Genomic DNA, 26,530 nt, shown 5'->3' with positions numbered 1-26,530 from the left:
GCCATGGCGTTTGACCGCCGGTGCCCGAAGCGGCCTTGATCCCGCCGCCGATCCATGGCCTTAAACGGCGATGATCCGCTCGTTCTTCTCCGTCGGCGGGCTGACCCTGGTCAGCCGCGTCCTGGGCTTCGTCCGCGACCTGTTGATGGCCCGCTTCCTCGGCGCCGGCATGGCCGCCGACGCCTTCGTGATCGCCTTCAAGCTGCCCAACCTGTTCCGCCGGCTGTTCGCCGAGGGCGCCTTTTCCGCCGCCTTCGTGCCGCTGTTCGCCGAACGCTTAGGGCTCAATCCCGGCGACGCCCAACGGCGCGACGCCCGCGCCTTCGCCGAACAGGCGCTCGCGGTGCTGTTGCCGGCGCTGATCGTGCTGACCGCGCTGGCCGAGTTGTTCACGCCGGCGATCATCTGGCTGTTAACCGGCGGCTTTCGCGACGACGACCCGGCCAAGACCGCGCTGGCGATCGAGTTGACCCGGCTGACCTTCCCCTATCTGCTGAGCATCTCGCTGGTGGCGCTGTTCGGCGGCGTCCTGAACGGCCTCGGCCGCTATGCCGCCTTCGCCGCCGCGCCGATCCTGCTCAACCTGGTGCTGGTAACGGCCCTCATCTGGCGCCACGACGACACGGTGACCACCGCGCGCGCGCTCGCTGCCGGCTTGAGCATCGCCGGCGTGGTGCAACTGGTGTTCATCGCCATCGCCGCGCACCGGGCGGGCTTTGGCCTGCGCCTGCGGGCGCCGCGGCTGAGCCCGCCGGTGCGCCGGCTGCTCACCAACATGGGCCCGGTGGCGCTGGGCGCCGGGGTCATGCAGATCAACCTGCTGGTCGACGTGGTGCTGGCGTCGCGCTTTCTGGGCGAGGGCGCCCTGTCGTTCCTCTACTATGCCGACCGGCTCAACCAACTGCCGCTCGGGGTCATCGGCATCGCGGTCGGCACCGTGCTGCTGCCCAGCATCACCCGGGCGTTGAGCGACGGCAACGAAGCTTTGGGCCTCGACCGGCTCAACCGGGGGCTCGAATTCGCCCTGGTGCTGACCGTGCCGGCGGCGGTGGCCTTGGCGCTGGCGCCCGACGCCTGGCTGCGGCCGATCTACCAGCACGGCGCCTTCACGCCCGCCGACACCGCCGCCACCGCCGCCGCCCTGACCGCCTATGCGGTGGGCCTGCCGGCCTATGTGCTGGTCAAGGTGCTGACCCCGGCCTTCTACGCGCGCCAGGACACGCGCACCCCGGTGGCGGTGTCGATGGCCGCCGTGGCGGTCAATGTGGCGCTCAACCTGGCGCTGATCGGGCCGTTGGCGCACGCCGGCCTGGCCCTGGCCACCGCCATCGCCGCCTGGGCCAACGCGCTGGTGTTGCTGGCGATCCTGGTGCGCCGCGGCCACTACCGTCCTGACGCCCGGCTGGCCCGCACGCTGCCGCGCCTGGCGCTCGCCGCCGCCGCCATGGGCGGCGCGGTCTATGCCCTGGCGGTGTGGATCGGCGCGCCCGAGGCCAAGCTCGACCAGGCGCTGGCCGCCGCGCTGTTGGTGGTCGCAGGGCTCGGCCTCTACGGCGCCGGGCTGCTGGCCACCGGCGCGGTCCGGGCGGGCGAGCTGCGCGCGCTGCTGCGCCGGGGCTGAGACCGGACAGCCCAGCCGGGACCGGGGCCGCAGGCTCGGGTTTGGGTTCGGGCCGGTTCGGGGGGGGGGACCATGCCGGGGGCGCCGGGGCCGCCGCTTGACCGCTCCGGCGGGCGTTGCGATAACAGCGCCACCTGCGCGCCACCGGTCCCTCGGGCGGCGCCCTCACCCTGCCTTCGAGAGTATCATGTCCGACACGGCTGCCCGGTCCGACGACCGCCCCACGACGACCAAGAGCTTCACCCCGCGCGTGTTCTCCGGCGCCCAGCCGAGCGGCAACATGCACCTGGGTAACTATCTGGGCGCGTTCAAGAATTGGGGTAAGCTGCAAGACGACTATGAATGCCTCTATTGCGTCGTCGACCTGCACGCGATCACCGTCTGGCAGGACCCGGCCCGGCTCGCCGCCCAGACCCGCGAGGCGGCGGCGGCCTACATCGCCGCCGGCGTCGACCCCGAGCGCGCGATCCTGTTCAACCAGTCGCGGGTCGCCGGTCACGCCGAATTGAGCTGGATGTTCAACTGCGTCGCCCGCATCGGCTGGCTCAACCGGATGACCCAGTTCAAGGACAAGGCGGGCAAGAACCGCGAGAAGGTGTCGGTGGGGCTTTATGTCTACCCGACCCTGATGGCCGCCGACATCCTGCTCTACAAAGGCACCCATGTGCCGGTGGGCGAGGACCAGAAACAACATCTGGAGCTGACCCAGGACATCGCCCAGAAATTCAACCATGATTTCGGCCGCGAGGTGTTTCCGATCGTCGAGCCGATCATCACCGGCGAGGCGACCCGGGTGATGTCGTTGCGCGACGGCACCAAAAAGATGTCCAAGTCCGAGCCCTCGGACATGACCCGCATCAACCTGACCGACGACGCCGACACCATCGCGCAAAAGTTCCGCAAGGCGCGCACCGATGCCGAACCCCTGCCCGAGACCGCCGACGGCCTCGACGACCGGGCCGAGGCGCGCAACCTGGTCAATATCTACGCCGCCCTGGCCGACCTGCCGGTGGCCGAGGTGCTGGGCCAGTTCGCCGGCAAGGGCTTCAAGGACTTCAAGGACGCGCTGGTCGACGTGGCGGTGGCGCATCTGTCGCCGGTGACCGGCGAGATGGCGCGGCTGATGGGCGACCCGGCGACCCTGGACGCGATCCTCGACCGCGGCGCGGAGAAGGCCGCGGCCCTGGCAGAGCCGGTGCTCGACGAGGTCAAGGAGACCATCGGCCTGTTGGGCGCCGGCCGGCGGGGCTGAACGTCAGGGCACGGCCATGGCCTGGCCGGTCTTTGCCGGCTCAGCCTTGGCCTGCCCCGCCCTGGCCTGGGCAAGCGGCCGCCCGCGTCCAAACGCCTGCCTTGATTCCGGCCGCAAACATGCCACTTTTCTGGAAAAGCCTTGTCCGAACGTGGCCGTGAATGAGGGTTGAAATGCGCATACTCGCCGCCGTCGTCATTCTGCTCGGTCTGAGCGCCTGCGCCCAGACCGTCTCCACCAACGTCTCCCAGTTCCACCAGATCGGCCAACCGGGGGGGGCCACGGTGCGTATCGTGCCGATGAACGAGAACCTGGCCGGCAGTCTGGAGTTCGAGACCTATGCCGGCTATGTCCGCCAACGGCTGATCGAAAACGGCTATCAGCCGGTGGCCGACAATGCCGATATCCGCGTCGAAGTGGGTTATAGCGTCTCCGCCCCGCGCACCGCGGTCGAGGATCGCGGCGGCGCCTATGGCGGGCTCGGCTACGGCTATGGCTGGGGGTGGGGCTACTATGGCGCCTTTCACCCCTTCTACGGCCCCGGCTGGGGCTATCCGCCGATCGGCTTTGCCGACAACCGGATCGACAGCTACGATGTCTACAACCGACATCTGGCGGTCGACATGGTCGACACCAGCAGCGGCCGGATGGTCTATGAAGGGCGTCTCGTCTCGCGCGGGCGCAGCCCCAATCTGCCAGAAGTGATGCCCTATCTGGTCGAGGCCATGTTTGCCGACTTCCCCGGCCAGAGCGGCGAGACCCAGCGCATCGACGTCAAGGTCGCCAAGGGTGACGACCGCGCCGACATGGCCGAACGCGGCTTCTGAGCCTGTATCTCGCTGCAGCGCCCCGCAAGTCTGAGGGACCGGGCCGCCAAGCGTCGGGCCCCTCGGTGTGAAGGCGGCTCAGTCTCAAGGCCGCGGCGCTGGGGCCACCGATATGGAAGGCCGCGAGCCGCACCGCCGCGGCCTTGCTGGACGGATCGCCACCGCCGGGCTAGGCTCGCCGCCGAGCGCGTGGCGGCGCGGCGCCGGCCCGGCTTCCTGCTTCCCTCGCGTCAGAAAGAGCGGACACATACGGCATGGCTGACACCTCCTCCTCGCGTTTCCCTTCGTCCCCTGGGCGGACCCGCCGGCTGGCCGGTAGCGCCGGCGGCGCCCTGGGCTGGCTCAAGCGCCGCATTGCGGCCGCCTATCACGGCCTGGCCGCCCTGCTGACCGGGCTGTCGGCCCGGACCTGGGCGGTCATCTTGGTGGCGCTGGCGGGCCTGTTGGCGGCCTATTACGTCATCGGGATGTTGATCGTGCACCATGTGGACGACGATGTGAGCTTCAGCCCCGGCGCGCCGCCCGAAGGCGGCTCGCGCGCGGTGGCCATGACCGCCGCGCTGATCGAACGCGAGTTGGACCATGGCTGGGTGAAGAACGACCCGTTCTTCTTTCCGTCCTCGCTGCTTGACAACATGCCCAACTTCCAAAGCGGCGTGTTCGACGCCCTGGCCCGCTTCTCGTTCGAATTGCGCGACCAGTTGGGCCGCAATCGCGGCTCGTCGGCGGCCGACGACGACTTGGAAGTGGCGGCCGGCAATCTGTCCAAAGAAGGCAATGCCTGGATCATGCAGTTGCCCAGCCTGCTGCCCCAGACGCCGTCGGAGGTCTATTTCCGCCGCGCCATCGACGGCCTGCGCAGCTACAACCGCCGCCTGGCCGCCGGCGACGCCATTTATGACAAGCGCACCGACAATTTTCTCCAGACCCTGGACCGGATCGCCCTCGACCTCGGCAGTTCGGCGGCCGTGCTCGACAATTTTATCGAGGAACGCGCCGGCGGTCTGGGCGTCGACTATCGTTCCGACGACCTGTTCTTCCGCACCAAAGGCAAACTCTACGGCTATGTCATGGTGCTCAGGGCGCTGCGCAGCGACTTCGCGTCGGTGATCGAACAGAGCGAACTGACGCCCATCTACGACGAAATGGTGCGCAGCATGGAGCGCGCGGCGCGGCTGGACCCGTGGCTGATGGTGATGAACGGCCAAACCGATGGCACATTGTTCCCGAATCATCTGTCCGCGCAGGGTTTCCACCTTCTGCGCGCCCGCACCAAGCTGCGCGAGTTGACGAATATCCTGGCCCAATAAGCGCTTACCGCGGTGCGCCACAGCCGATGCTTGCGCGGGCCGCGCGCTGCCGCCATCGTTAACGAATGAGCAATCTGGCCCCCAGCAGTCTGCCCAACGCAGACCTCAGCCCGCAGCCGTCGCGGCGGCGCAAGTTCCTCGCCGTCGTCGACGAGTCGCCCGAAAGCCGCATCGCGGCACGCTTCGCGGCCGGCCGGGCGGCGCATATGACCGGTGGCGGGCTGATCCTGTTTCATGTGATCCCGCCGGCCAACTTCCAGCACTGGGTGGCGGTCGCCGACACCATGCGCGAAGAGGCCATGGCCGACGCCTATGACATGATGGAACGGCGCGCCGACGAAATCCGCGCCTATAGCGGCATCGAACCCGAGATCGTCGTGCGCGAAGGCCAGCCAAAAGAGGCCCTGCGCGACTATATCGCCGCCTGCGACGACCTGTTCGCGCTGATCCTGGGCGCCGGCACCGAAGGCGACCCAGGCCCGCTGGTGGAGTACTTCTCGGGGCCGCTGGCCGGCACGCTGCAATGCCCGGTGGTCATCGTGCCCGGCGGCCTGTCCGCCGAAGACATCGACGCCATGGTTTGACCGGCCGGTCCGGCCGGCTCTTGTGGGCCGGTCGTCGACACCGTCGCCCCGCTACGCCGCCAGACGACAGCCCCCCGGCGTGGCGTCACCGGAAAATCGGATCGATCAGGTCGTCTTTTGCTTGACGCGCCGGCGGCACTTGGCCACATGATCAAGCGGAGCGGCGCGCCGCGGCGCCGAGACAGGAAGGAATTGTCGATGTTCATTCAAACCGAGCCGACGCCCAACCCGGCGACGCTGAAGTTCATTCCCGGCCGGGTGGTGATGGAAGACGGCACCGCCAATTTCACCGATGCCGACCTGGCCCGGCAATCGCCCCTGGCCGAAGCGCTGTTCGCGCTGCCGGGTGTGACCGGTGTGTTCTATGGCGGCGACTTCATTTCGGTGACCAAGGACGACGACACCGATTGGACCGAGCTCAAGCCCCAGGTCTTGGGCACGGTCATGCAGCACTACAGCTCCGAGGCGCCGCTGTTCACCAGCGATGCCACCATCGCCGCGGGCACCGCCGATGTGGCCATGGACGACGACCCCGCCGACGCCCAAGTGACCGACGCCATCAAGGAACTGCTCGACACCCGGGTACGGCCGGTGGTGGCACAAGATGGCGGCGACATCGTTTATCAAGGCTTCAAGGAAGGCATCGTCTATCTGCACATGCAAGGCGCCTGCTCGGGCTGCCCCAGTTCGACCATGACGTTGAAGAACGGCATCGAGAACCTCCTGCGCTACTATGTGCCCGAGGTGGTCGAGGTGCGCCCGGTCTGAGCCGGCGACCGCCCACCCGGCCGCCCGCCCCCAACCGACGCGATGATCGGCCGGTGCCGGGGGGACTGCGCTTCAATTCGCCGGCACGTAGAAGAACTTGCCGTGCCAGTACCAGCGCCCGCCCTCGCCCATCACCGTGCAGGTGGTGCGGTGGCGCCCGGCGGGCATCGGCCGATCGTAGCGGATCTCGACCCGCTTGCCGCCCAATACCTTGGGCTCGATCCGGCCGCTTTGGTGGCTGCTGAAGCAGTTGAAGGCCGAGGCGGCGGGCGCGCCGTCCACCACCGTGAAACCGTAGACCGGCGGGTTCTTGTCGCGGTCGGCGATCACCGGGCCCGGCGGCACCGCGTCGGTCACATGCAGCGCGCGCACCTGCGAAATCATCCGAAACCGATCGGCGCCGCCATAGCGCTCGTTCAACGCGAAGCGCGGGATCGTGTAGACATCGTCGCCGGTGTGGATGCCGCCCGAATGCTGGGCCATGGCGGCCTTGAAGCCCTCGGCCTCGATCATGTCGCGAATGGCCAGGGAAAATTCGCCATAAGGATAGGCGAACAGATCCGGGCGCTCGCCCAACTCGGCCTCGAACCGCGCGGTCGCCCGGCGCAGGTCGGCGCGCGACGCCTCGACGCCGGCGTCGACCATGTTCAAATGGGCCGCGCCATGGTGGCCGATGGTGACGCCCTCGTCGCGCAACTGGCGGATCTCGTCCCACGACAGGTAGCGCGCATGGCCTTCGTCCACCGGGTCGGTGGACACGAACAGGGTCACCGGATAGCCGCGTGCCTTCAGCAACGGCCACGCCTCGGTCATGAACGAGCGATAGGCGTCGTCCACGGTGATCGCCAACGACCGGTCGGGCAGGGTCTCGCCGGCCTCGATGCGCGCCATCATCTCGGCCAGGGGCAGCACCGGCTGGCCGCGCTCCTCGATGACCGCCAGATGGGCACGAAACTGGTCGAGCTTGATGTTGGTGCTCGGCAGGTCTTGTTCGCCGAAGCGGTGGTACATCAATACCACCGCCGAGCGTGCGTCTTCCACCGCGTGCGCCGCCGGCGGGCTGACCGCCGCGCTGGCCGCCGTCACCAGCAGGCCCAGAACAACGCCCGGGAGCACGCTTGGGACCATGCCCGGGAGCGTCGTTTGAAACACGGTGCGCCAATCGATATACATCGTAGCTCTCCCTGCAAGTATGCCGCCGAAAAAGGACCGACCCGTGCCAGAGCAACTCTCCGAGCAAGCCCTCGACACCCTCTTCCGCGACGCCCGCACATACAATAATTGGCTGGACAAAGATATCGAAGAGGACACGCTACACCGGCTCTACGACCTGCTCAAATGGGGGCCGACCAGCGCCAACTGCTCGCCCGCCCGGTTCCTGTTCTGCCGCAGCGTCGAGGCCAAGGCGCGGCTCGCCGGCCATGCCATGGCGACCAACGCCGAGAAGATCCGCAAGGCCCCGGTAACCGTGATCGTCGCCCAACACCCGCGTTTTTACGACTGGATCCCTGAGTTGTTCCCCCACAACCCCGACGCGCGCGAGTGGTTCGCCCCCAATCCCGACCTGGCCGAGACGACCATGTTCCGCAACGCCACCTTGCAAGGCGCCTATCTGATCGTCGCCGCGCGGGCGCTCGGGCTCGACTGCGGACCCATGTCGGGCTTCGACAACGCCGCCGTCGACGCCGACTTTTTCGCCGACAGCGAATGGCGCTCCAACTTCCTCTGCAGCATCGGATATGGCGACCCGGAGTCGATCTTCCCCCGTCACCCGCGCCTGGACTTCGACCAGGCGTGCAGCGTCCTGTGACACGCCGCGGCGCGACCGACGCCCGGCCGCGGGGACCAGTCCCCCGGCCCGGCTTGGCGACCCTGGCGGTGGAGACCACCGGACCGGCCTGCTCCGCCGCGGTGATCGACGCCCAGGGTCGGCTGGTCTGGCGCGCCGAGGCCATGGCGCGCGGCCATGCCGAAGCCCTGGTGCCGATGGTCGCGGCCGTGATGGCCGAGGCCGGCCTGCCGTTCGACGCCTTGGGGCGGGTGGCGGTGACGCGCGGACCCGGCAGTTTCACCGGCGCGCGCGTCGGGCTGGCGGCGGCACGCGGGCTGGCGCTCGCCGCCGGCGCCGAGACGCTGGCCGTGTCCACGCTGGCGCTTCTCGCGCTCGCCGCCGCCGACGTGATGCCCGACGACGGCCGGGCCATTCTGGCCGCCATCGACGCGCGTCGGAACAGCGTCTATTGGCAACGCTTCGACCGCGGGCCGCAGGGCTTGGTCGCCGCCGGCCCGGCCGAAGAAGCGGCGCCCGGCCGCGTCTTGACACACCTGACCGACACCCGGGTCGCGGCGCACGCGGTGGGCAGCGGTGCAGCGGCGTTGATCGCCACGGCGCCCGAGCACCTGACCGCCGGGCCGGATGTGACCGCCGACGCGGCTACGCTGGCGCGCCTGGCCGCTGCCGGCCGGCTCGCCGACCATGCCGACACGCCAAGACCGCTCTACCTGCGACCGCCCGATGCCAAACGCCCCGGGCGAGCGCTGCTCGCCTGAGCCGGGCTGCGAACCGAACCGGAGCCGCCATGCCCATTACCGCCGCCGAGATCCGTTGATGAAGGACTGCCCGCGATGACCGATGGCCGCCCCGAGCCAGCCGCGGCGGACCGTCAGCCACCCACCGTCCGGCCGGTGCGGGCCACCGACGCCGAAAGCCTGCATGCCGTCCATGCTCAGTGTTTCGACCCCCGCAGCGGCGAATTCTGGCGCCGCAGCGACCTGGTCGCCGCGCTCGACCAGCCGACCATGACGGCGTTGGTGGCCGAAACGCCGGCCGGCGTCACCATGGGCTACGCCCTGGCCCGGCGCGCCGCTGACCAGGCCGAGATCCTGTCACTCGGCGTCGCGCCCGACAATCGGCGGTCGGGATGTGCCCGGCATCTGCTCCGCCAGATGGTCAAACGACTGAAGCGTCAGGGCGTGAGCCATGTGTTCCTGGAGGTGCGCGAGACCAATGTGGCCGCGCGCGCCCTCTATGAGGCGGCCGGATTTCGGGTGATCGGTCGCCGCCGCGCCTACTACCTGTCCCATGACGGGACGCGCACCGACGGCCTGACCATGATGGTTAACACAAGCCGCGACCTTTTCAACGGCACCGCCTGAATATCCGCCAAAACTGCGCCCCCGAGCATCCGAGAGCGCGTTAACCCAAGCGAAAAGGGTGTCCGACTCTCTTTATCAAAAGCTTGGGGATCAAAGAATCTGGACCCCCTCTCTCTTGCCACAGTTACCCGTCACGGTTGGGCGGTTCATCACAGTCTTTTCCGCAGCCAAAGATAGACGTGGTTTTATTTGATTTCGGGAGCAGAACCTATTACCGTCCGCTCTCAAGTGCGAATGTAAGATGACAAAGGCTGGACGCGCTGTCTTGAAGAAACGCTGATCGACACAAACCTTCGACGCCGACGGAAGGCTTCGGCAAGCGCTTATTGAAAAGATTTAAGGACGGTTCGATGGAGGACATGGAGCAGGATAATCGCGACGAATTGCTGGCGTTGACCACCGACATCGTGGCGTCGCACGTATCGAACAATTCGGTTCCAGTCAGTGAACTGCCCACCTTGATCGAGCAAGTGTTCATCACTTTGTCGTCCATGAACCATGGCGGGACGGCCGAGGAAAAAACGCCCGAGCCGGCGGTTCCCATCAAGAAATCGGTCACGCCCGACTACATCATCTGCCTGGAAGACGGCAAAAAGCTGAAGATGTTAAAGCGGCATCTCAAGACCCATTACGACATGACGCCCGAGGAGTATCGCGCGCGCTGGAATCTGGCCCCGGACTATCCCATGGTGGCCCCCAATTATGCCAAGCAACGCCGGGAATTGGCCAAGAAGATCGGCCTTGGCACATCGCGGAAGAAGGGCTAAGGTCCGGGCGGAGGGCCGTGTCAGCGCCACTGCCGCCTGCCCGCGCGGCAATCGCGACGCCGGGGCACGGGCCGGTTAACCGCGCCGCATAGCAGCGCCCCACCCACTGCGGACGTTCGCGGGGATCGCCATGACCGATATCGAAAGCCTGTGTGTCGAAAAGGGCATGCGGATGACGGATCAGCGCCGGGTCATCGCCAAGGTGCTGTCCGAAGCAACCGATCACCCCGATGTGGAAGAAGTCTATCGCCGGGCCACGAAGGCCGACCCCAAGATTTCCATTGCCACCGTCTACCGCACGGTGCGCCTCTTCGAAGAATCGGGGATCCTGGAACGCCACGATTTCCGCGACGGCCGGTCGCGCTACGAACCGGCCAGCGACGAGCACCACGACCATCTGATCGACCTGAACAGCGGCAATGTGATCGAGTTCCAGAACGAGGAGATCGAACGCCTGCAACGCGAGATCGCCCGCAAGCTGGGCTATGAGTTGGTCGATCATCGCATGGAACTCTATGGCACGCCGCTCAAGGACGCGGCGCTGGACCAGAAAGGCGACGACTGAGCGCGGCACCGCCCGCTCGTCGCCCGTCGCCGTCGCCCGCCTCGGACATGGTGGCTTCCTCTTTCGCCCGCCCGTCACCCGACCCCGACAGCCCCGCGGCGCCGGCGCGGCGACCGGTGGTCAAGCTGACATTGGTGATTGCCGTGCTCGGGCTCGGCACTCTGCCGGTGCTGGTTTATCAAAGCGTGGTCAACCGGCTCTACCCGCGCGGATCCCATTGGCTGCCGCCGCTGTGGCACAAGCTTGCCTGCGCCATGATCGGCGTGCGTGTGGTCGTCCACGGCCGACCGATCCGGCGCGGCCCCTGCCTGTTTGCCGCCAACCATTTGTCCTGGCTGGATATTCCCGTTCTGGGCAGTCGCATCCACGGATCGTTCATCGCCAAAAGCGAGGTCAATGACTGGGGCGTTTTCGGCGCCATGGCGCGCCTCCAGCGGACCGTGTTCGTCAACCGCGAGCGGCGCAGCGAAAGCCGGTCGCAGGTGGCCGACCTGCTCGCCCGGTTCAACCGCCGTGAAAACGTCATCCTGTTCGCCGAGGGCACCTCGACCGACGGCTTGCGCACCAAGCCGTTCAAGAGCGCGCTGTTCGGCGTCGCCGAGGCGGCGGCGCGGGCCAGCGATGCGCGCCTCTATGTCCAGCCGGTGACCCTGGCCTACACGCGCATCAACAACATGCCGCTGGTGCGCGCCCACCGGCCACGGCTCGCCTGGATCGGCGACATGGACCTGTTGCCGCATTTCCTCGATGTGTTAAACATCGGCCGCGTGACGGCGGTGATCCAATTCCACGAGCCGATCCCGGTCACCGCCGACATGGACCGCAAGACCTTGGCGCGCCGCGCCGAGGCGGCGGTCGCCCGAGGCTTGGACGCGGCCAACGCCCGCCGGGTCGACGACCGCCGGGGCCAAGCCCGGTCCGCCGGAGACACCCCGGCCTGACCGGCCCGGTAGACGCCGGTCTGCCGGCCCGCCCTCGACGTGCCGGCCCGCAGGAGCCCGAGGGACGGGCGCGCAAGGCCGGTAAGGGCAAAGCCATACGGCAAAGCCGCACCACCACAGACCGCCACACGAAGGATCGACAGCGTGAGCAAATCGGTTTTCATCAAGACCTATGGCTGCCAGATGAACGTCTATGACAGCCAACGCATCGGCGACGTGCTGGCGGCCGATGGCTACACGGCCGTCGACGGCCCCGACGGCGCCGACCTCGTGGTGCTGAACACCTGCCATATCCGCGAAAAGGCGGCCGAGAAGGTCTATTCCGAGGTCGGCCGGCTGAAGGCGCTCAAAGACGCCCGGCACGCCGAGGGCCGCACCATGATCATCGCCATCGCCGGCTGCGTGGGCCAGGCCGAGGGCCCGGAGATGATGCGCCGGGCGCCGGCGATCGACCTGGTGCTGGGCCCGCAGACCTATCACCGCCTGCCCGCCTTGCTGGCCCGGGTCGAAGCCGCCCACGCCGAGGGCAAGCCGGGCCGCGTGCTCGACACCGATTTTCCCGCCGACGACAAGTTCGACCATCTGCCGGGCGAGGCCACGGCACCGGGCCCGAGCGCGTTCCTGACCGTGCAGGAGGGCTGCGACAAATTCTGCACCTTCTGCGTGGTGCCCTATACCCGCGGTGCTGAGATGTCGCGCCCGGTCGCTGCGGTGCTGGCCGAGGCCGGGCGGCTGGCCGGCCTCGGCGCGCGCGAGATCACGCTGTTGGGCCAGAACGTCAACGCCTATCACGGCGCCCGCGCCGACGGCGGCAGCGCCGACCTGGGCGAGCTGATCCACCGGGTCGCCGAGATCGACGGCATCGAGCGCATCCGCTACACCACCTCGCACCCGCGCGATATGACCGCCTCGCTGATCGCCGCGCACCGCGACGTGCCGCAGTTGATGCCCTATCTGCACCTTCCCGTGCAGGCCGGGTCCGACCGCATCCTCAAGGCCATGAACCGCAGCCACGGCGCCGACGACTATCGCCGCATCGTCGACGACCTGCGCGCCGCGCGCCCCGACATCGCGCTATCGGGCGACTTCATCGTCGGCTTCCCCGGCGAGACCGAGGCCGATTTCGAGGCCACGCTGGCGCTGGTCCGCGACGTCACCTACGCCCAGGCCTATTCGTTCAAATATTCGCCGCGCCCGGGTACGCCCGCCTCGGTGCTGGCCGACCAGGTGGACGAGGCCGAAAAGAGCCGCCGGCTCGCCGCCCTGCAAGCGCTGCTGGACAGCCAGCAACAAGCCTTCAACGACGCCACGGTGGGTCGCCGCTTCGACGTGCTGATCGAGCGGCCGGGCCGCCGGCCGGGCCAGATCCTCGGCCGCAGCCCCTATAATCAAGCGGTCCATGTGACCCTGGACGATCAGACCATGTCGTCATATCATGCACTCATTGGTACGGTATTCCCCGTGACCATCGAGGCGGGCGGCCCCAACAGCCTCAGCGGCCGGATCGCCGCACCCCAGTGGACCGCGGCTTGAGCCGCGCCTGCAGGGCGGCGGTTGAGACAGGCCCCTCGGGCAATGCGGGCGGTTGACGGATCGGCCGGCCGGCGCCTCACCCGAAGGAGAGAGAGCTGCGGACTTGAACGCTTTTGTCCACACCGATGCAGCGGATACGTCCGCGCAAATAGTGCTCGATTTCGAAGACAATCGTCTTCTTTCCTCTCTCTTCGGCATGCACGATCAAAATCTCGCCCGGATCGAACAGGCACTGGGCGTCACCATCCTCAGCCGCGGCAACCGGGTTCTGGTGCGCGGCCCCGATGATCGGTGCCGCGCCGCGCAGGCCGCATTGGGGGATCTTTATCGGCGCCTGGAAGACGGCCAGGTGATCGATCTGGGCGACGTGGACGGTGCGGTGCGCATGGCCCGGGCCGACGCGGAGCGGACCGCCGCCACCCCGCCGCCCACCGCCACACCCCCAACCGCGCCGCCCGCTCAGGGCCGCGGCGACGGGCGCGCCAAATCCCGATCGACGCGCAAGGCCAAGCGCCCGACCGCCGTCGACATGGCCGCCCAGGGAGAGCCGGACGCACCGGCGGCGGTGCGCATCGAAACCAAAAGCCGCACGATCATGCCGCGCTCGCCGGCCCAGGCCGAGTACATCGCCGCCTTGAAGGCCAATGAATTGGTGTTCGGCGTCGGCCCGGCGGGCACCGGCAAGACCTATCTGGCGGTCGCCATGGGCGTCGCCCTCCTGGTGCGCGGCGAGGTGGAGCGCATCATCCTGTCGCGTCCGGCGGTCGAGGCGGGCGAGAATCTGGGCTATCTGCCCGGCGACATGAAGGAGAAGGTCGACCCCTATCTGCGCCCGCTCTACGACGCGCTCTACGACTCGATGCCGCCCGAACAGGTGGAACGCCGGCTTGCCTCGGGCCAGATCGAGGTGGCGCCGCTCGCCTTCATGCGCGGGCGGACGCTCAAGAACGCCTTCGTGATCCTGGACGAGGCCCAGAACACCACGCCGGTGCAGATGAAGATGTTCCTGACCCGCTTCGGCGAGAACAGCCGCATGGTGGTGTGCGGCGATCCGAGCCAGGTGGATTTGGGCCCCCGGGTACAATCCGGCTTGCATCATGCGCTCGACACCCTCAAATCTGTGCAGGGCGTGGCCATCGTCCGCTTCAGCCAGCAGGACGTGGTGCGCCATGCCCTGGTCGGCCGTATCGTCCAGGCCTATGACCGGGCCGATAAGGCCGGGTCCGCCCGGCCGGCGACCGCCGACCCCGATCCGAAACCCGACAACCCGCGCTGACCGAACAATCATCATGACCCATTCCAGCGCCGCCCCCGCCGGGGATGCACCCGGCCCCGACCCGGCGGCCGCCAACCATTCCGCTCTCGACGATCCCGAAGACCCCGGATCATCCCGCGCCATCGTCGCCGGGACACTGACCCTTGACCTGGGCGTCGAGCCGCCGGCCGGTTGGCCCGACGCCGGCGCCTGCGCCGAGCGCGCGGCCGCCGCTTGGCACGCCCTGGCCACCGGCCAAGCGCCCGCAGCCGCACCGGTGGCGGACGCCCGCCCGCGTCTCGCCGGCACCGCATCGCTGCTGTTCGCCGACGACGCGACGGTCCGACCGCTCAACGCCGCCTGGCGCGGCAAGGACCGGGCCACCAACGTGCTGTCTTTTCCCGCCGACGACGCGCTACCCGACGGCAGCGAGACGTGCGTGGGCGACATCGTCCTGGCGCGCGAAACCATCGCCCGCGAAGCGACCGAACAGGGCAAGACGCTGGCCGATCACACCGTCCACCTGATCCTGCACGGGCTGTTGCACCTGGCCGGCTTCGACCATGAAAGCGACGCCGAGGCGGCGGTCATGGAAGCGCTGGAGCGCGCCGGCCTGGCCGCGGTCGGCATCGCCGACCCCTACGCCCCCCCCGCCGCCGTCGACACAGCGGGGGCGCGCTGATGAGCGACACCCACTCGTTCTGGGACCGCATGACCCGCTTTCTGCGCGGCGACGCCGATCCGAGCCTGCGCGAACGCATCGAAGAGGTCATCGAAGAGCACGGCGTGCGTGAGGCCGGCGGCGCCTCGCTCGGCCGCGAGGAGCTGTCGCTGCTGACCAACCTGCTGACCAATGGCGACAGCCGGGTCGAAGACATCATGATCCGGCGGCCGGACGTGGTCGCCATCGACACCGACGAAAGCTTCGACGCCCTGGTCGACCTGTTCGTCGAAGCCGCCCATTCGCGCATGCCGGTGTTCAAGGACAATCTGGACCATGTCACCGGCATGGTGCACGTCAAGGATTGCATGCGCGCGCTCAACGCCGCCCAGGACGGCGCGCCTCTGCCGACCATCGCCGAGATATCGCGGCCGGTTCTGTTCGTGGCCCCGTCCATGCGCGCGCTCGACCTGCTGGCCAAGATGCGCGCGCGGCGCACCCACATGGCGATCGTGGTCGACGAATATGGCGGCACCGACGGGCTGATCACCATCGAGGATCTGGTCGAGCAGGTGGTCGGCGACATCCACGACGAACACGACCTGGAGACGGTGGCCGAGATCCGCACCAATGACGACGGCAGCCTGGACGTGGACGCCCGGGTCGAGATCGAGGCGCTGGAACAGACCCTCGACCGGCCGCTCGGCGGCGGAGAGGGCCGCGAGGAGGATGTGGATACGGTCGGTGGCCTGGTGTTCACGCTTGCCGGCCGCGTGCCCGAAATCGGCGAAATCGTCACAGATGCCGGCGGCACCCGGTTCGAGGTGCTGGACGCCGACCTGCGCCGCATCACCCGCCTGCGCGTCACCCCGGCGCAATCCGACCTAACCGACCCGTCCGGCCAGACCAGCCAAACCGACCGGGCGGCCCAGGCGATTTGTGCACGCGACCGACGCGACGCCGGCGGCGACGCCCACGGGCCGGGCGGCACCGAAGCGGCGGACGCGACGCCGGCCATCGCTGCGGACGGCGCCCCACAGGACGGCGACACGTCCGGCGGCAATGCCGACGCGCCCGCGCCGTCGGATCACCGCCGGGGCGCCGGCGGCACTGCCCGCCAAGGCACGCTCGGCGCCCGGGATGCGGCGCGCGGGACCGGGACGGACCGACCCGCATGACCGCGCCGGTGGCGTCGCTCGACCCTGCCGCCGCCCCCTTGGGAGCGATCGCGGCAGCGCGGCTGGTCCGTCCGGTGTGGCGGCGGCTGGTGCTGGCGGCCGGGCTCGGCGCGCTGACGGCGTTTGCGTTCGCCCCGCTCTACTGGCTGCCGGTGCTATGGCTTGGATTTCCGGGCCTTGCCCTGCTGCTCGATCAGGCGCGCAGCCCCCGCGGGCTGGCGCTCACCGCCGCCGGTTTCGCCGTCGGCCATTTCCTGGCCAGCATCTGGTGGGTCGGCGAGAGCTTTCTCCACCAAAGCAGCGTGCCCGAAGCCTGGGCACCGGTGGCCGTGCTGGCCTTGGCGGTGGCGCTGGCGGCGTTCTATGCGGTGCCGTTCTGGGCCGCCGCCCGGCTCGGCCTGCCCGCCGCCCGCTGGGCCCGGTTGGCGCTTTATGCCGGGCTGTGGGTGTTGGCCGAATGGCTGCGCGGCCATCTGTTCACCGGGTTTCCGTGGAACCCCCTGTCGGCGGTGTGGACCCTGAGTGCCGCGACCATGCAACCGCTCGCCTGGGCCGGTCCGTGGCTGTTCAGCTTGGCCACCGCGCTCGCCGCCTTCGCCCCGGCCGCCCTGCTGCCGCCGCACCGGCCCGGCACCGTGACCGTCGGCGCCGCGACGCTGACCGGCTTCGCCGCGCTCATGGCCGCCGGCGCGGCCCGCTTGCCCGACACACCGCAGCCGGTCCAGCCGGGCATCACCCTGCGCATCGTCCAGCCCGACATCCCGCAAGCGATCAAGTGGCAGCGCGACCTGCGCGGCCGGCACTTCGCCCGCCACCTGGCCATGAGCGAGCCCGGCCGCCCGACCGACGGCCGCTATGTGGTGATCTGGTCCGAGGCCGCCGTGCCTTACTTTCTGGACCGCGACCCCGGCCGGCGCCGGATCATCGCCGAGATGCTACCGCCGGGCGGCCTGCTCCTGACCGGTCAGCAGCGTTACGCGTTTCCCCCGGGTGCCCGGGAGCCCGACTATTACAACAGCGTCGTCGCCATCGACCCCGAGGCCCGGGTGCGTGCGGTCTACGACAAGGCACACCTGGTGCCGTTCGGCGAATACCTGCCGCTTGAAGCGTCGATCGACCGGCTGCTGGCCTGGCTCGGCACCGACCTGACATTGTCGTCGTTCGCCTATGGCCGGATCAGCATGCAAGCGGGCCCCGGGCTGCGCACGCTCGACCTCGACGGCCTGCCGCCCTTCTCGCCACTGGTCTGTTACGAAGGCATCTTTCCGGGCCAGGTGGTGGCCCCGGGGCCGCGTCCGCAATGGCTGCTCAACGTCAGCAACGATGGTTGGTTCGGGTCCAGTTGGGGGCCCTACCAACACCTGGCGCTGGCGCGGATGCGCGCGGTCGAGGAAGGCCTGCCCATGGTGCGGGCCGCCGGACGCGGCATCAGCGCGATCATCGACCCCTATGGCCGGTTCACCGGCCGGACCGACCTGTTGGTACGCACCACGCTAACCGGCGCGCTGCCCAAACCGCTGGACCACACGCCACCCGCGGCGCATATCGCGCCCTGGTTGGCCGGGCTTTTGTTGGCGCTCTGGAGCCTCGGTTTCGGCCCGGTTTTGGCACGAAAGATTGCCTGACGTTGCCCCCAACGCGCCCAAAATTTTAGTGACGGATACCGTTTTTGGTGCAATAGATAGGGGCCTCTATAAGGTCACTCGCTTGGGCTGTGCGCGTCCGCACAGGTCTCAGAAGGGGTGTTCACCCATGACAGCCAATCCCGACCCCATTGACGTGCATGTTGGCTCCCGCGTCCGGTTGCGCCGTACCCTTCTGGGCATGAGCCAAGAAAAACTCGGCACCGCCCTGGGCTTGACCTTTCAACAAATACAAAAATATGAGCGCGGCGCCAATAGAATTGGCAGCAGCCGCCTCTACCGTATCGCTCGGATTCTGGAGGTGCCGGTTTCGTTCTTTTTCGACGACATGCCCGAGCAAATCGTCACCACACAACCGGGTCTGGCCGAAGAGCCGCCGGAACCGTTCGAGACGGACTACCTATCAAGACGCGAAACATTGGAATTGGTCCGCGCTTATTACCGGATCGAGGATCCCAAGCTGCGCAAGCGTTTCTTCGAGCTGCTACGGTCGGTCGCCTACGCCGAAGACGCCTGCGCCTGACCGGCCCTGTCCGTTGTCGATGAGGTCGCATCGCGGATGTGGCCGGGAACCCGTCCCGCCCGGCGGTCGCGAGCCACGCGCATCGACGCAATCCAAGCGCCGCCAGCCCTTGCCGTCGGACCAAGCCGGGCCATACCCGGATCGTCGGCGCCCCTGGGTTGCGGCACCGTCTGGTGGCGGCTGGCGAGCGCCTCGATCAGGGTGCCGTCGCAGCCGCTCGTCGCCTCGAAGACGACAAGTGCGCCGTCCCCCCAGGATGCGATCCATCGCGCAATGCCTTCAGGCGTATTCTCGATCCTCGCCGTCGCGCCGGACGGCAGGACGTGCGTATCGATCCAGCCGCGTGCGAGGTCGCAGCCGATGACGGTTTGTGGCATGGTTAAGGCTCCTGTCCATGTCGTGCGGGATCGGGGCCAGCCGTCCCAGGCAACTGTTCAGGTTGATCGTTACGTGGAAGGGACCCTTGCTCCCACACGGGCTCATCGGCCCTGGGGGGGACGGGCTCCCTTCCACACCCGCGATGCGACCTCCTAGACAACAGACAGGGGGACAGCCGGGGGTCAGCGTTCGCTGAACGCGCTGTCGAGCGATTGCGACACCGGCCGCCACAGATAGGCCAGCAGGCTCTTCTCGCCGGTCTGGATCTGGGCGGTCAGGGTCATCCCCGGGGTGACCCGGTTGGAGCGCGGGTCGTTGCCCACATGGTTCTGGCCCAGGCTGATCTTGGCGGCGAAATAGGGCCGGCCCTCCTCGTCCTCGAAGCTGGTCGCCGAGATCCGCTCGACCTGGCCCTCGATGCCGCCCGCGCGCGAGAAATTGTAGGTATCGACCCGCACCAGGGCGCGCTGGCCCACCGCCACATGGCCGATGTCGCGCGGCGAGATGCGCACCTTGGCGACCATGGTCCGCGCTTGCGGGACGATTTCCATGAGCTTGTCGCCGGCGGCCACCACCTGACCCGGCGACAGGTCGAGCCCGTTGACCACCCCGGCGGTGGGGGCGCGCACTTCCGTGCGGTCGAAGCGGTCTTCAAGCCGGCGGATGCGTTCGGCCACCTCGGCGCGCTGGGCGGCCAGGGTGCCCAGGGTGTCGAGCGCGTCGGTGCGCAGCCGTTCCTCGGTCTCCAGTTTGGCGCTGCGGGCCTCGGCGATGCTCGCTTCGACCCGGCTCTGGTCGGCCAGCACCTGTTCGAGATTGCCCTGCGCCTCGGTCAGCGCGCGTTCGGTGGCCAACAGCGTCACCTTGCGACCGTGGCCCTGCTCGAACAGGGTGCGCTGCAACTCGACCTCTTCGTTCAGCGACACGATCTGCTTGCGCAGCGTCGCCTCGCGCGCCTTGAGCCCATTGAGTTGTTCCTGGCGGGCGACGATCTGGCTGGTCGCCACCTCGGTGCGGGCGATGCGGGTTTCCTGCTGGGTCTCGAAGATGCGCCGCTGATCGGCGGCCAGATCGGGATACTGGCCGGCCAGCGGCCCCAGGTCGAGCGGCTCGTCGAGCGCGAACGCCCGCAACCGCTCGATCTGAAGGCCCAGGGCCGCCGCCCGAGCCTTCAGCCCCTCATATTCCGCGCGCGCGGCGATCGGGTTGAGGCGCACCAGAACGTCGCCGGCCGCGACCGTGGCCCCCTCCTCGACCGCCACATCGGCGACGATGCCGCCTTCGAGATGCTGGACCGGCATGACCTGGTCGGCGGGGACGATTTCGCCGGGCGCCCGGGCGCGTTCGTCGAACGTGGTCAGGCTGCCCCAGACGATGAACGCCAGCAACAGCGCCGCCACCATCCAGATGGTGGCGTGCACCAGCGCCGGCGGCGCGGTTTCCTCCAGCAGCACCGAGCGCGACAGCACCGCCTTGTCGGCGCGCGACAACAGCGTCGCCGACCCGGCCTTGGCGGCCGGAGCGGTGGGCTGGGTGGTGCCGGCGTCCGACGGGGCCGGCGGGGTCACATCGGGGCGTTTCGGGGTACGAGCCATTACAGGAGACCTTTCGGAAGCTTGGCGAGAACGTCGTCCGGCGCGCCGTAGAGCGCCGGCACACCCGCATCGAGCACCAACACGGCGTCAGCCATGCGGATGTGGCTCGGCCGATAGGACACCATGATGATGGTGCGCGTGCCCTTGAGCCGTTCGAGCGCCGCGCACAGCGCCCGGTCGCCGGCCTCGTCGAGCGCCTGGGCCGGTTCGTCGAGCAACAGCACCGGGGCGTCGCGCAAGAACCCGCGCGCCAGCGACAGCCGCTGACGGAAGCCGGCATTGAGCTGCTGGAACGACTGATCGCCGAACCGGGTGTCGAGCCCCTGGGGCAGTTGCTGGACCTCGTGCCACAGACCGGCCAGGTCGAGCGCCCGGCGGATGTCGTCGTCGCCGGCCACCGGATTGGCCATGCGCAGGTTCTGGGCGATGGTGCCGTAGAACATGTGCGTCTCTTGGGGCACATAGGCGATGGTCCGGCGCACCTCGCCGGGGTCGAGCTGGCGGATGTCCAGCCCGTCCAGGGTCACCTGCCCGGCCTGCGGGCGATAAAGCCCCAGGATCAGCCGCAGCAAGGTCGACTTGCCCGACCCGTTGGCGCCGGTGATCGCCAGCATCTGGCCCGGTTCGACCACCAGGTTGAGGCCGAAGATCGCCGGCTCGCTGGTCTGGCTGTAGCGGAAGCTGACCCGGTTGAGCGCCACCCGTCCGGCCCAGCGCCGCTCGATGGTCGAGCCGGTGCCGCGCCGTTCCTCTTCGGGCATACGCATGAGCTGGTTGATCTGGCGCACGGCGTTCTGCGCCTGTTCCGCCCGCATCAGGGTCAAAAACAGGTTCTGGATCGGCGACAGCACCCGCCAGACCAGCGCCATGGTGGCGATCAACGCGCCGATGGTCATCACCCCGCCCAACACCTGCACCACGCCGACCGCGATGGTCAGCACGCCGGCCGCCATCATGATGCCCTGGGCGACGGTCTGCAGGGTCATGTGGATCTGCGACGACTTGAACTGGCTGAGCAATGCTTCGGCGTTGAGGTCGCGGAACCGCTCGGCCCAGATGCCCTCGACGCCGGCCTCGCGCACGGTGCGCAGGTTGGACACCGTCTCGACCAGGAAGGCGTGGCGCTCGGCGCGCGCCCGACCGGTGGCCGCGACCCGCCGGCGCAGCGTCGGCAGCAACAACAGCCCGACCACCGCAAAGACCAGCATCATCGCCACCGGCACCAGCGCGATCCAGCCGCCAAGCAGCGCGATCACGGCGATGAACAACAGCGCGAACGGCAACTCCAGCAACACCGTCACCACCGTGCCGGTGAACAGGTCGCGCAGGCTGTCGAACTCGCGCATGCGCGCCACCTGGGCACCCAGAGGCGCGCTTTCGGTCAGCGACGACGGCAGTGCGAGGATCTTGCGAAACACCGAGGTGGCGATGATCTGTTCAAGCCGGCCGGCCACCAGCGCCAGCATCCGGCTGCGCACGAACCGAAACCCTGCCTCGAACGCGAACACCCCCAGCACGCCCAGCCCCAAGGGGATCAACAGGTCGGTGGACTGGGCCGGGATCACCCGGTCATAGACCGTCAGGATGAACAGCGGCACCACCAACGCCATCAGGTTGAGCACGAAGGTCATGGCAAACAGCCGCCGGGTCAGCGGGTTGAACCGGCGGAACATCTGGCCGACCCAATTGTCCTGGCGTTCCTTGCGCTGTTCGCTTCGGCGCTCGGTGGTGGCGACCAGAAACAGCGTGCCGGTGATCTCGGTCTCGGCCAATACCGCCTCGCCGCGTGCCCGGCCGTCGAACACGTCGAAGCCGCCGTCGGCGCGCCGGCCGTACAGCACATAGGGCCGCCCGTCTTCGGTCATCAACAGCGCCGGCAGCACCCGCGGGTCGACCGCCCCGGCCTGGCGCAGCGGCCGGGCAACGGTGCGATACCCCAGCTCGGCCAGGGTATTGCGCAGATCGGCCAGGGTCAGGTCGTTGGCAAAGTGCGGCATCGCCTCGACGATGCGGCGACCGGTGCCACGCCAATTGAGCGCGCGCAACAGCGGCATCAGACAGGCGGCCACATCGCTTTCGGCCTTGAAGGCGCCGATCTGGCCTTCGCGCAGCGACGCCGCGAGCGCGCGCGCCGCGTCGGCGGACATCGACACGCCATCGGGCTGCACGCGCCCCGGCCGCCCACGGTTCGACGGCATCCCAGTCATCGGCCGCCTCCCTGGATCTGAACCGAGCCCGGGGTGGCGGCCGCGCCGGTGCCGATGCGCGGCAACAACCGGCCGTCTTGCAGCACGAAGCGCCGGTCGGCGATCGACAGCAGCGACGGTCGGAAGCTGACCAACACCAGCGCAGCGTCACCGCGATGGTCTTCCAGGGTTCGGCGCAGCTTGTCGTCGCTGGCGGTATCGAAGCCGGTATTGGCCTCGTCGAACAGGATCAACTGCGGTCGGCGCACCAATGCGCGCGCGATCGTGATGCGCTGGGCGACGCCCGCCGGCAGGGTCGAAGAAGCGGTATCGCCGACGCGCGTGTCATAGCCGTCGGGCATGCGCGCGAACACCTCGTCGAGCCCCAACGCATGGGCCAGATCGAGGGCGTGTTCCAGATAGGTCTGTTCCTGGAACATGGTGATGTTTTCCAGCACCGTGCCGCTGAACAGCACCGGCTTTTGCGGCAGATAGGCGAAGTTGCGGCTCAAGCTGTCACTGCGAAAGGTGCTCGGCGGTTCGCCGTTGAGCAGCACCGAGCCGGCTTCGGGTTCCAGCGACCCGAGCATCAGGTGCAAAAGCGTGCTCTTGCCAACGCCGTTGGCGCCGCTGATCCCGATCACCTCGCCCGGCGCCACCGACAAGGACAGATCCCGGATCACCCAAGGTAGATCGTCGCCATAGCGGAACGAGACGGCCTCAAGGTCGAGCGAGCGCATTCCGTCCATGACCTTTTGGCCACGCCGTTCCACCGGCACCGACTGAATCTCTTCAAGCTTGGTTTCGGCGCGCCGCACCGACTGGTAGCGCGGCCACAAGCTCATAAAGCGCAACACCGGCTGCACCGTGCGCCCGGCCAGCATGGTGCACGCGGCCAGCCCGCCGATGGTCAATTGGCCCTGAATCACCAAGACGCTGCCGATCCCGGCGACACTGGCGACGGTAAGCTGGGACAGGATCGTGCCGACGCTATGGGTCAGGCCCGAGTAGAACGCCACGTCATAACCGGTGCCGGCACTCGCCTGCATCAATCGGTCGTAGCGACGCTGGATCAGCCGTTCGAGCGCCATGGCCTTGACGGTATGAATACCGCTCAAAGCTTCGATCAGGAAGTTGTAGCGTCGATCGTCGCAGCCGTCGCGTTCGGCCAGCGCGGCGCGCAACCGGCGGCCCAACACCGCAGTCAGAAAGATCGCCAGCCCCAGCAGCACCACCGGCACCAGCGCCAGCCAGCCGGCGATTACCGCCAGGATGGCGATGAACACCAGAACAAAGGGCGAGTCGACCAAGGCCAGCGCCGCCTGGCTGCCATAGAAGTCGCGCAAGCGTTCGATGCCACCGAGCCGGTCGAGATGTTCGCCGGCCGGGATCTTCTCGACCGCGTTGAGCCGCGCCCGCAACAGCCGGTTCATCACCCCGGTGGCGACCCGCTGCTCGAACTGCGTCCCTTGCCAGCCGGCCACATAATAGCGCGCCAGCTTGACCAGCATATCCAGCAACAGCGCGAACAGCAGCCCGACGACCAACACGGTCAAGGTGGGCAAGGCCGCATTAGGGATGATCCGGTCATAGACCTGGAGCACCACCAGCGGCAGCGCCAACGCCAATAGATTGGTCGCAATCGACGCCGTCAAAACCCGAGCATCGCGAAACGGCAGCGCCGCTTTCAGATGCTGGCGATTGAAAAGATCGGCGGAAGCGTCATCGTCAGGGTCAGGCCACGCCGCGTATCGGTCACCCCGCTCATACTCTGCATTCTTTACCACAACTCTCGCCTCTAAGCCGGTGCATTAGATCAGGTGCATGTCTTGCCGGTACGTCTTTGGCTGCCTGTGCACGCAAACAGCCAGAGCCTGACCCATTTTTATTAAAATGAATTAATCATGTGTCCGCCGCCGAATCAACCCGCTCGTGTTGGCTTTAGAACCGATAAACCACCGCTTTCTCAGTGGACTATTGTCAGGAGCGCGACGCCAGCGATGCTGTCAAAGGAGCACTGTTGACCTATCAAGATATGATCCTCGGTCTGTCATACGCCGATGGCATCCGCCGTCAAGGTGACGGTTATGCCAGCCGGCGCTACGGGGACCACATGGTAAAAGCTCGCACGGTATAATGAAAAAATCTTGCGAGAGCGTAACCGAACGCGTCACTGTCACGGTCACGCGTGGAACCAGGGCCAGCACGGTTTTCGGCCGCACGGGTTGCGAAACAGGCCAGGGCGCGCGGGGGGAGAGGCCATGGTTGCGCACATCACCACGGTCGCGTTCATGGGGCTCGAAGCCCGGCCGGTGGATGTCCAGGTGCAGGTCGCTGGCGGCATGCCCAGCTTCGCCATCGTCGGTTTGCCCGACAAGGCGGTCAACGAAGCCAAGGAGCGGGTGCGCGCTGCTCTCACAGCGGTCGGCCTGGCGCTGCCGCCGAAGCGCATCACCGTCAATCTGTCGCCTGCCGATCTGCCCAAGGAAGGCAGCCATTACGATCTGCCGATCGCGCTCGGGCTGCTGGTCGCCATGGAGGTGCTGCCGCGCGAGGATATGGCTGAGTTGGTGGCGCTGGGCGAACTGTCGCTCGACGGCCGGCTGACCCCGGTGCCGGGCGTGCTGCCGGCGGCGATGGCGGCGGTGGCGCTCGACAAGGGTCTGGTCTGCCCGGGCCCACAGGGCGGCGAGGCGGCCTGGGCCGGGGCGCTGTCGGTGCTGGCCGCGCCCGACCTGGCCGCGCTGATCGGCCACTTCAAGGGCAGTCAGATCCTGCCGCAGCCCGCACCACAACTGCTCGACGCCACCGAACGCCAACCCGATCTCAAGGACATCAAGGGCCAAGAGACCGCCAAACGCGCGCTCGAAGTGGCGGCGGCGGGCGGACACAATCTGTTGTTTGTGGGGCCGCCGGGGGCCGGCAAGTCGATGCTGGCGGCGCGCCTGCCCGGGCTGCTGCCGCCACTGGACGCCGCCGAGGCGCTCGACGTGTCGATGATCCGCTCGATCTCCGGGCTGCTCGACGACGGCCGCATCGGTCGCACCCGACCGTTTCGCGCCCCCCACCATTCGGCCAGCATGCCCGCGCTGATCGGCGGCGGTACCCGCGCCCGGCCGGGAGAGGTGTCGCTGGCCCATAAGGGCGTGCTGTTCCTTGACGAATTGCCCGAATTCTCCCGCCCGGCGCTCGAAGCGCTGCGCCAGCCGCTGGAAAGCGGCCGGGCGGTGATCGCGCGCGCTGCCGCCCATGTGAGCTATCCCGCTCGCTTCCAACTGATCGCGGCCATGAACCCGTGCCGCTGTGGCCATCTGGACGACCCGGGCCTGGCGTGCAGCCGGGCGCCGCGCTGTGCCGCGGACTATCAAAGCCGCATCTCCGGACCGCTGTTCGACCGCATCGACCTGCATGTGGACGTGGCCGCACTGACCGCCGCCGACCTGACCCGGCCGGCCCCGGCGGAGGGGTCGGCCGAGGTGGCGGCGCGGGTCGCCGATGCCCGCGCGCGTCAGGCACGGCGCTATGCCGACCTGGGCTTCGCCACCAATGCCGAGGCCGACGGCGACGTGCTGGCCCGCGTCGCCGCACTGGACGCCGCCGGCACCGCGCTGCTCGAACAGGCGGTCGAGCGGCTGCGGCTGTCGGCGCGCGGATATCACCGGGTGCTCAGGGTTGCGCGCACACTGGCCGACCTGGCCGGCGCGCAAGCGCTGGGTCGCGCCCATGTGGCCGAAGCCCTGGCTTATCGGCGGCTCCAACCGGGCTTGTCGCTGGCTTAGCGCCGACC

24 protein-coding genes are annotated in these 26,530 nt (G+C 68.3%); 19 read left to right on the top strand and 5 right to left on the bottom strand.

The genetic code is table 11. The features are described 5' to 3' along the window. Positions 1 to 70: 70 nt before the first annotated feature. The 6 genes from murJ to EV659_RS05260 all read left to right on the top strand — a co-directional run bounded on the left by murJ (position 71) and on the right by EV659_RS05260 (position 6,362). The gene (gene murJ, locus EV659_RS05285) at positions 71 to 1,621 is read left to right on the top strand and encodes a murein biosynthesis integral membrane protein MurJ (RefSeq protein ID WP_132707818.1); all 1,551 of its coding nucleotides are present in this window, start codon (positions 71 to 73) and stop codon (positions 1,619 to 1,621) included. A gap of 187 nt (positions 1,622 to 1,808) precedes the next feature. Further along, positions 1,809 to 2,873, top strand: coding sequence for a tryptophan--tRNA ligase (gene trpS, locus EV659_RS05280; protein WP_132707817.1), 1,065 nt, complete (start codon positions 1,809 to 1,811; stop codon positions 2,871 to 2,873). 173 nt (positions 2,874 to 3,046) lie between these two features. Next, positions 3,047 to 3,700, top strand: a complete 654-nt coding sequence (locus tag EV659_RS05275) for a DUF4136 domain-containing protein (RefSeq protein WP_165878740.1) — start codon at positions 3,047 to 3,049, stop codon at positions 3,698 to 3,700. A gap of 254 nt (positions 3,701 to 3,954) precedes the next feature. Beyond that, on the top strand, positions 3,955 to 5,010 hold the full coding sequence (locus EV659_RS05270; protein ID WP_132707815.1) for a DUF2333 family protein: 1,056 nt from the start codon (positions 3,955 to 3,957) through the stop codon (positions 5,008 to 5,010). Between the two features lie 65 nt (positions 5,011 to 5,075). Next, entirely contained in the window at positions 5,076 to 5,594 is a 519-nt protein-coding gene (locus tag EV659_RS05265) for a universal stress protein (protein ID WP_132707814.1), read from the top strand. Positions 5,595 to 5,792: 198 nt separating this feature from the next. Continuing rightward, the gene (locus tag EV659_RS05260; RefSeq protein ID WP_132707813.1) at positions 5,793 to 6,362 is read left to right on the top strand and encodes a NifU family protein; all 570 of its coding nucleotides are present in this window, start codon (positions 5,793 to 5,795) and stop codon (positions 6,360 to 6,362) included. A 72-nt stretch (positions 6,363 to 6,434) separates the two neighbouring features. Here the strand turns inward: EV659_RS05260 and EV659_RS05255 are convergent, their stop codons facing one another. Continuing rightward, positions 6,435 to 7,535, bottom strand: coding sequence for a polysaccharide deacetylase family protein (locus tag EV659_RS05255; protein WP_132707812.1), 1,101 nt, complete (start codon positions 7,533 to 7,535; stop codon positions 6,435 to 6,437). 43 nt (positions 7,536 to 7,578) lie between these two features. On the opposite strand from EV659_RS05255, the gene EV659_RS05250 reads away from it, so the two are divergent. From EV659_RS05250 to EV659_RS05195, 12 genes are all read left to right on the top strand, one after another. Then, positions 7,579 to 8,172 (top strand): malonic semialdehyde reductase, encoded by a 594-nt coding sequence (locus tag EV659_RS05250; protein ID WP_200288062.1) that lies wholly within the window; start codon positions 7,579 to 7,581, stop codon positions 8,170 to 8,172. Between the two features lie 68 nt (positions 8,173 to 8,240). After that, a complete protein-coding gene (gene tsaB, locus EV659_RS05245) occupies positions 8,241 to 8,912 on the top strand; it encodes a tRNA (adenosine(37)-N6)-threonylcarbamoyltransferase complex dimerization subunit type 1 TsaB (RefSeq protein ID WP_200288063.1) in 672 nt (223 codons plus the stop codon). A 75-nt stretch (positions 8,913 to 8,987) separates the two neighbouring features. Next, positions 8,988 to 9,518, top strand: a complete 531-nt coding sequence (locus EV659_RS05240) for a GNAT family N-acetyltransferase (protein ID WP_132707809.1) — start codon at positions 8,988 to 8,990, stop codon at positions 9,516 to 9,518. 350 nt (positions 9,519 to 9,868) lie between these two features. Then, complete coding sequence (locus tag EV659_RS05235; protein ID WP_132707808.1) at positions 9,869 to 10,285, top strand: Ros/MucR family transcriptional regulator; 417 nt, start codon at positions 9,869 to 9,871, stop codon at positions 10,283 to 10,285. A 130-nt stretch (positions 10,286 to 10,415) separates the two neighbouring features. Beyond that, positions 10,416 to 10,850 carry a Fur family transcriptional regulator gene (locus EV659_RS05230; protein ID WP_132707807.1) on the top strand — a complete coding sequence of 145 codons (435 nt, stop codon included), beginning with the start codon at positions 10,416 to 10,418 and terminating at the stop codon, positions 10,848 to 10,850. Between the two features lie 116 nt (positions 10,851 to 10,966). After that, a complete protein-coding gene (locus tag EV659_RS05225; RefSeq protein WP_165878739.1) occupies positions 10,967 to 11,791 on the top strand; it encodes a lysophospholipid acyltransferase family protein in 825 nt (274 codons plus the stop codon). 144 nt (positions 11,792 to 11,935) lie between these two features. Further along, positions 11,936 to 13,324, top strand: a complete 1,389-nt coding sequence (gene miaB, locus EV659_RS05220) for a tRNA (N6-isopentenyl adenosine(37)-C2)-methylthiotransferase MiaB (RefSeq protein WP_132707805.1) — start codon at positions 11,936 to 11,938, stop codon at positions 13,322 to 13,324. Between the two features lie 196 nt (positions 13,325 to 13,520). Further along, entirely contained in the window at positions 13,521 to 14,600 is a 1,080-nt protein-coding gene (locus tag EV659_RS05215) for a PhoH family protein (RefSeq protein ID WP_132707804.1), read from the top strand. A 13-nt stretch (positions 14,601 to 14,613) separates the two neighbouring features. Beyond that, complete coding sequence (ybeY, locus tag EV659_RS05210; RefSeq protein WP_132707803.1) at positions 14,614 to 15,261, top strand: rRNA maturation RNase YbeY; 648 nt, start codon at positions 14,614 to 14,616, stop codon at positions 15,259 to 15,261. Further along, positions 15,261 to 16,418, top strand: a complete 1,158-nt coding sequence (locus EV659_RS05205; protein WP_200287328.1) for a hemolysin family protein — start codon at positions 15,261 to 15,263, stop codon at positions 16,416 to 16,418. Before ybeY ends, EV659_RS05205 begins: the two co-directional genes overlap by 1 nt. Continuing rightward, the gene (gene lnt, locus EV659_RS05200) at positions 16,415 to 18,043 is read left to right on the top strand and encodes an apolipoprotein N-acyltransferase (RefSeq protein WP_132707802.1); all 1,629 of its coding nucleotides are present in this window, start codon (positions 16,415 to 16,417) and stop codon (positions 18,041 to 18,043) included. The genes EV659_RS05205 and lnt overlap by 4 nt, the downstream gene beginning before the upstream one ends. A 127-nt stretch (positions 18,044 to 18,170) precedes the next feature. Beyond that, positions 18,171 to 18,584 (top strand): helix-turn-helix domain-containing protein, encoded by a 414-nt coding sequence (locus EV659_RS05195; RefSeq protein ID WP_132707801.1) that lies wholly within the window; start codon positions 18,171 to 18,173, stop codon positions 18,582 to 18,584. Here EV659_RS05195 and EV659_RS05190 read toward each other — a convergent pair. The 4 genes from EV659_RS05190 to EV659_RS05175 form a co-directional block, all read right to left on the bottom strand. Then, on the bottom strand, positions 18,560 to 18,961 hold the full coding sequence (locus tag EV659_RS05190) for a hypothetical protein (RefSeq protein WP_132707800.1): 402 nt from the start codon (positions 18,959 to 18,961) through the stop codon (positions 18,560 to 18,562). The two genes, EV659_RS05195 and EV659_RS05190, sit on opposite strands and share 25 nt — an antisense overlap. A 183-nt stretch (positions 18,962 to 19,144) precedes the next feature. Next, the gene (locus EV659_RS05185; RefSeq protein ID WP_132707799.1) at positions 19,145 to 20,557 is read right to left on the bottom strand and encodes an HlyD family type I secretion periplasmic adaptor subunit; all 1,413 of its coding nucleotides are present in this window, start codon (positions 20,555 to 20,557) and stop codon (positions 19,145 to 19,147) included. Then, positions 20,557 to 22,764, bottom strand: coding sequence for a peptidase domain-containing ABC transporter (locus EV659_RS05180; RefSeq protein WP_132707798.1), 2,208 nt, complete (start codon positions 22,762 to 22,764; stop codon positions 20,557 to 20,559). Before EV659_RS05180 ends, EV659_RS05185 begins: the two co-directional genes overlap by 1 nt. Continuing rightward, on the bottom strand, positions 22,761 to 24,398 hold the full coding sequence (locus tag EV659_RS05175; RefSeq protein ID WP_165878738.1) for a peptidase domain-containing ABC transporter: 1,638 nt from the start codon (positions 24,396 to 24,398) through the stop codon (positions 22,761 to 22,763). The genes EV659_RS05180 and EV659_RS05175 overlap by 4 nt, the downstream gene beginning before the upstream one ends. Before the next feature lie 606 nt (positions 24,399 to 25,004). Here EV659_RS05175 and EV659_RS05170 point away from each other — a divergent pair. Beyond that, positions 25,005 to 26,522 (top strand): YifB family Mg chelatase-like AAA ATPase, encoded by a 1,518-nt coding sequence (locus EV659_RS05170; protein ID WP_132707796.1) that lies wholly within the window; start codon positions 25,005 to 25,007, stop codon positions 26,520 to 26,522. The last annotated feature ends 8 nt before the right edge of the window (positions 26,523 to 26,530 follow it).

This window comes from Rhodothalassium salexigens DSM 2132 (assembly GCF_004341375.1).
Classification (GTDB): Bacteria; Pseudomonadota; Alphaproteobacteria; order Sphingomonadales; family Rhodothalassiaceae; genus Rhodothalassium; species Rhodothalassium salexigens.
The sequence above is the reverse complement of the archived record's forward strand: the minus strand, read 5'-3'. Positions and strand labels throughout refer to the sequence as shown.

What these genes read in the sequence shown, in the direction of transcription:
- trpS (WP_132707817.1), top strand. Translation starts at nt 1,809, where the DNA reads ATGTCCGACACGGCTGCCCGGTCCGACGACCGCCCCACGACGACCAAG.
- EV659_RS05195 (WP_132707801.1), top strand. Translation starts at nt 18,171, where the DNA reads ATGACAGCCAATCCCGACCCCATTGACGTGCATGTTGGCTCCCGCGTC.
- EV659_RS05255 (WP_132707812.1), bottom strand. Translation starts at nt 7,535, where the DNA reads ATGTATATCGATTGGCGCACCGTGTTTCAAACGACGCTCCCGGGCATG.
- EV659_RS05260 (WP_132707813.1), top strand. Translation starts at nt 5,793, where the DNA reads ATGTTCATTCAAACCGAGCCGACGCCCAACCCGGCGACGCTGAAGTTC.
- EV659_RS05240 (WP_132707809.1), top strand. Translation starts at nt 8,988, where the DNA reads ATGACCGATGGCCGCCCCGAGCCAGCCGCGGCGGACCGTCAGCCACCC.
- EV659_RS05230 (WP_132707807.1), top strand. Translation starts at nt 10,416, where the DNA reads ATGACCGATATCGAAAGCCTGTGTGTCGAAAAGGGCATGCGGATGACG.
- murJ (WP_132707818.1), top strand. Translation starts at nt 71, where the DNA reads ATGATCCGCTCGTTCTTCTCCGTCGGCGGGCTGACCCTGGTCAGCCGC.
- EV659_RS05190 (WP_132707800.1), bottom strand. Translation starts at nt 18,961, where the DNA reads ATGCCACAAACCGTCATCGGCTGCGACCTCGCACGCGGCTGGATCGAT.
- EV659_RS05170 (WP_132707796.1), top strand. Translation starts at nt 25,005, where the DNA reads ATGGTTGCGCACATCACCACGGTCGCGTTCATGGGGCTCGAAGCCCGG.
- EV659_RS05270 (WP_132707815.1), top strand. Translation starts at nt 3,955, where the DNA reads ATGGCTGACACCTCCTCCTCGCGTTTCCCTTCGTCCCCTGGGCGGACC.
- EV659_RS05180 (WP_132707798.1), bottom strand. Translation starts at nt 22,764, where the DNA reads ATGACTGGGATGCCGTCGAACCGTGGGCGGCCGGGGCGCGTGCAGCCC.
- EV659_RS05215 (WP_132707804.1), top strand. Translation starts at nt 13,521, where the DNA reads ATGCACGATCAAAATCTCGCCCGGATCGAACAGGCACTGGGCGTCACC.
- EV659_RS05275 (WP_165878740.1), top strand. Translation starts at nt 3,047, where the DNA reads ATGCGCATACTCGCCGCCGTCGTCATTCTGCTCGGTCTGAGCGCCTGC.
- lnt (WP_132707802.1), top strand. Translation starts at nt 16,415, where the DNA reads ATGACCGCGCCGGTGGCGTCGCTCGACCCTGCCGCCGCCCCCTTGGGA.
- EV659_RS05235 (WP_132707808.1), top strand. Translation starts at nt 9,869, where the DNA reads ATGGAGGACATGGAGCAGGATAATCGCGACGAATTGCTGGCGTTGACC.
- EV659_RS05265 (WP_132707814.1), top strand. Translation starts at nt 5,076, where the DNA reads ATGAGCAATCTGGCCCCCAGCAGTCTGCCCAACGCAGACCTCAGCCCG.
- EV659_RS05205 (WP_200287328.1), top strand. Translation starts at nt 15,261, where the DNA reads ATGAGCGACACCCACTCGTTCTGGGACCGCATGACCCGCTTTCTGCGC.
- ybeY (WP_132707803.1), top strand. Translation starts at nt 14,614, where the DNA reads ATGACCCATTCCAGCGCCGCCCCCGCCGGGGATGCACCCGGCCCCGAC.
- EV659_RS05185 (WP_132707799.1), bottom strand. Translation starts at nt 20,557, where the DNA reads ATGGCTCGTACCCCGAAACGCCCCGATGTGACCCCGCCGGCCCCGTCG.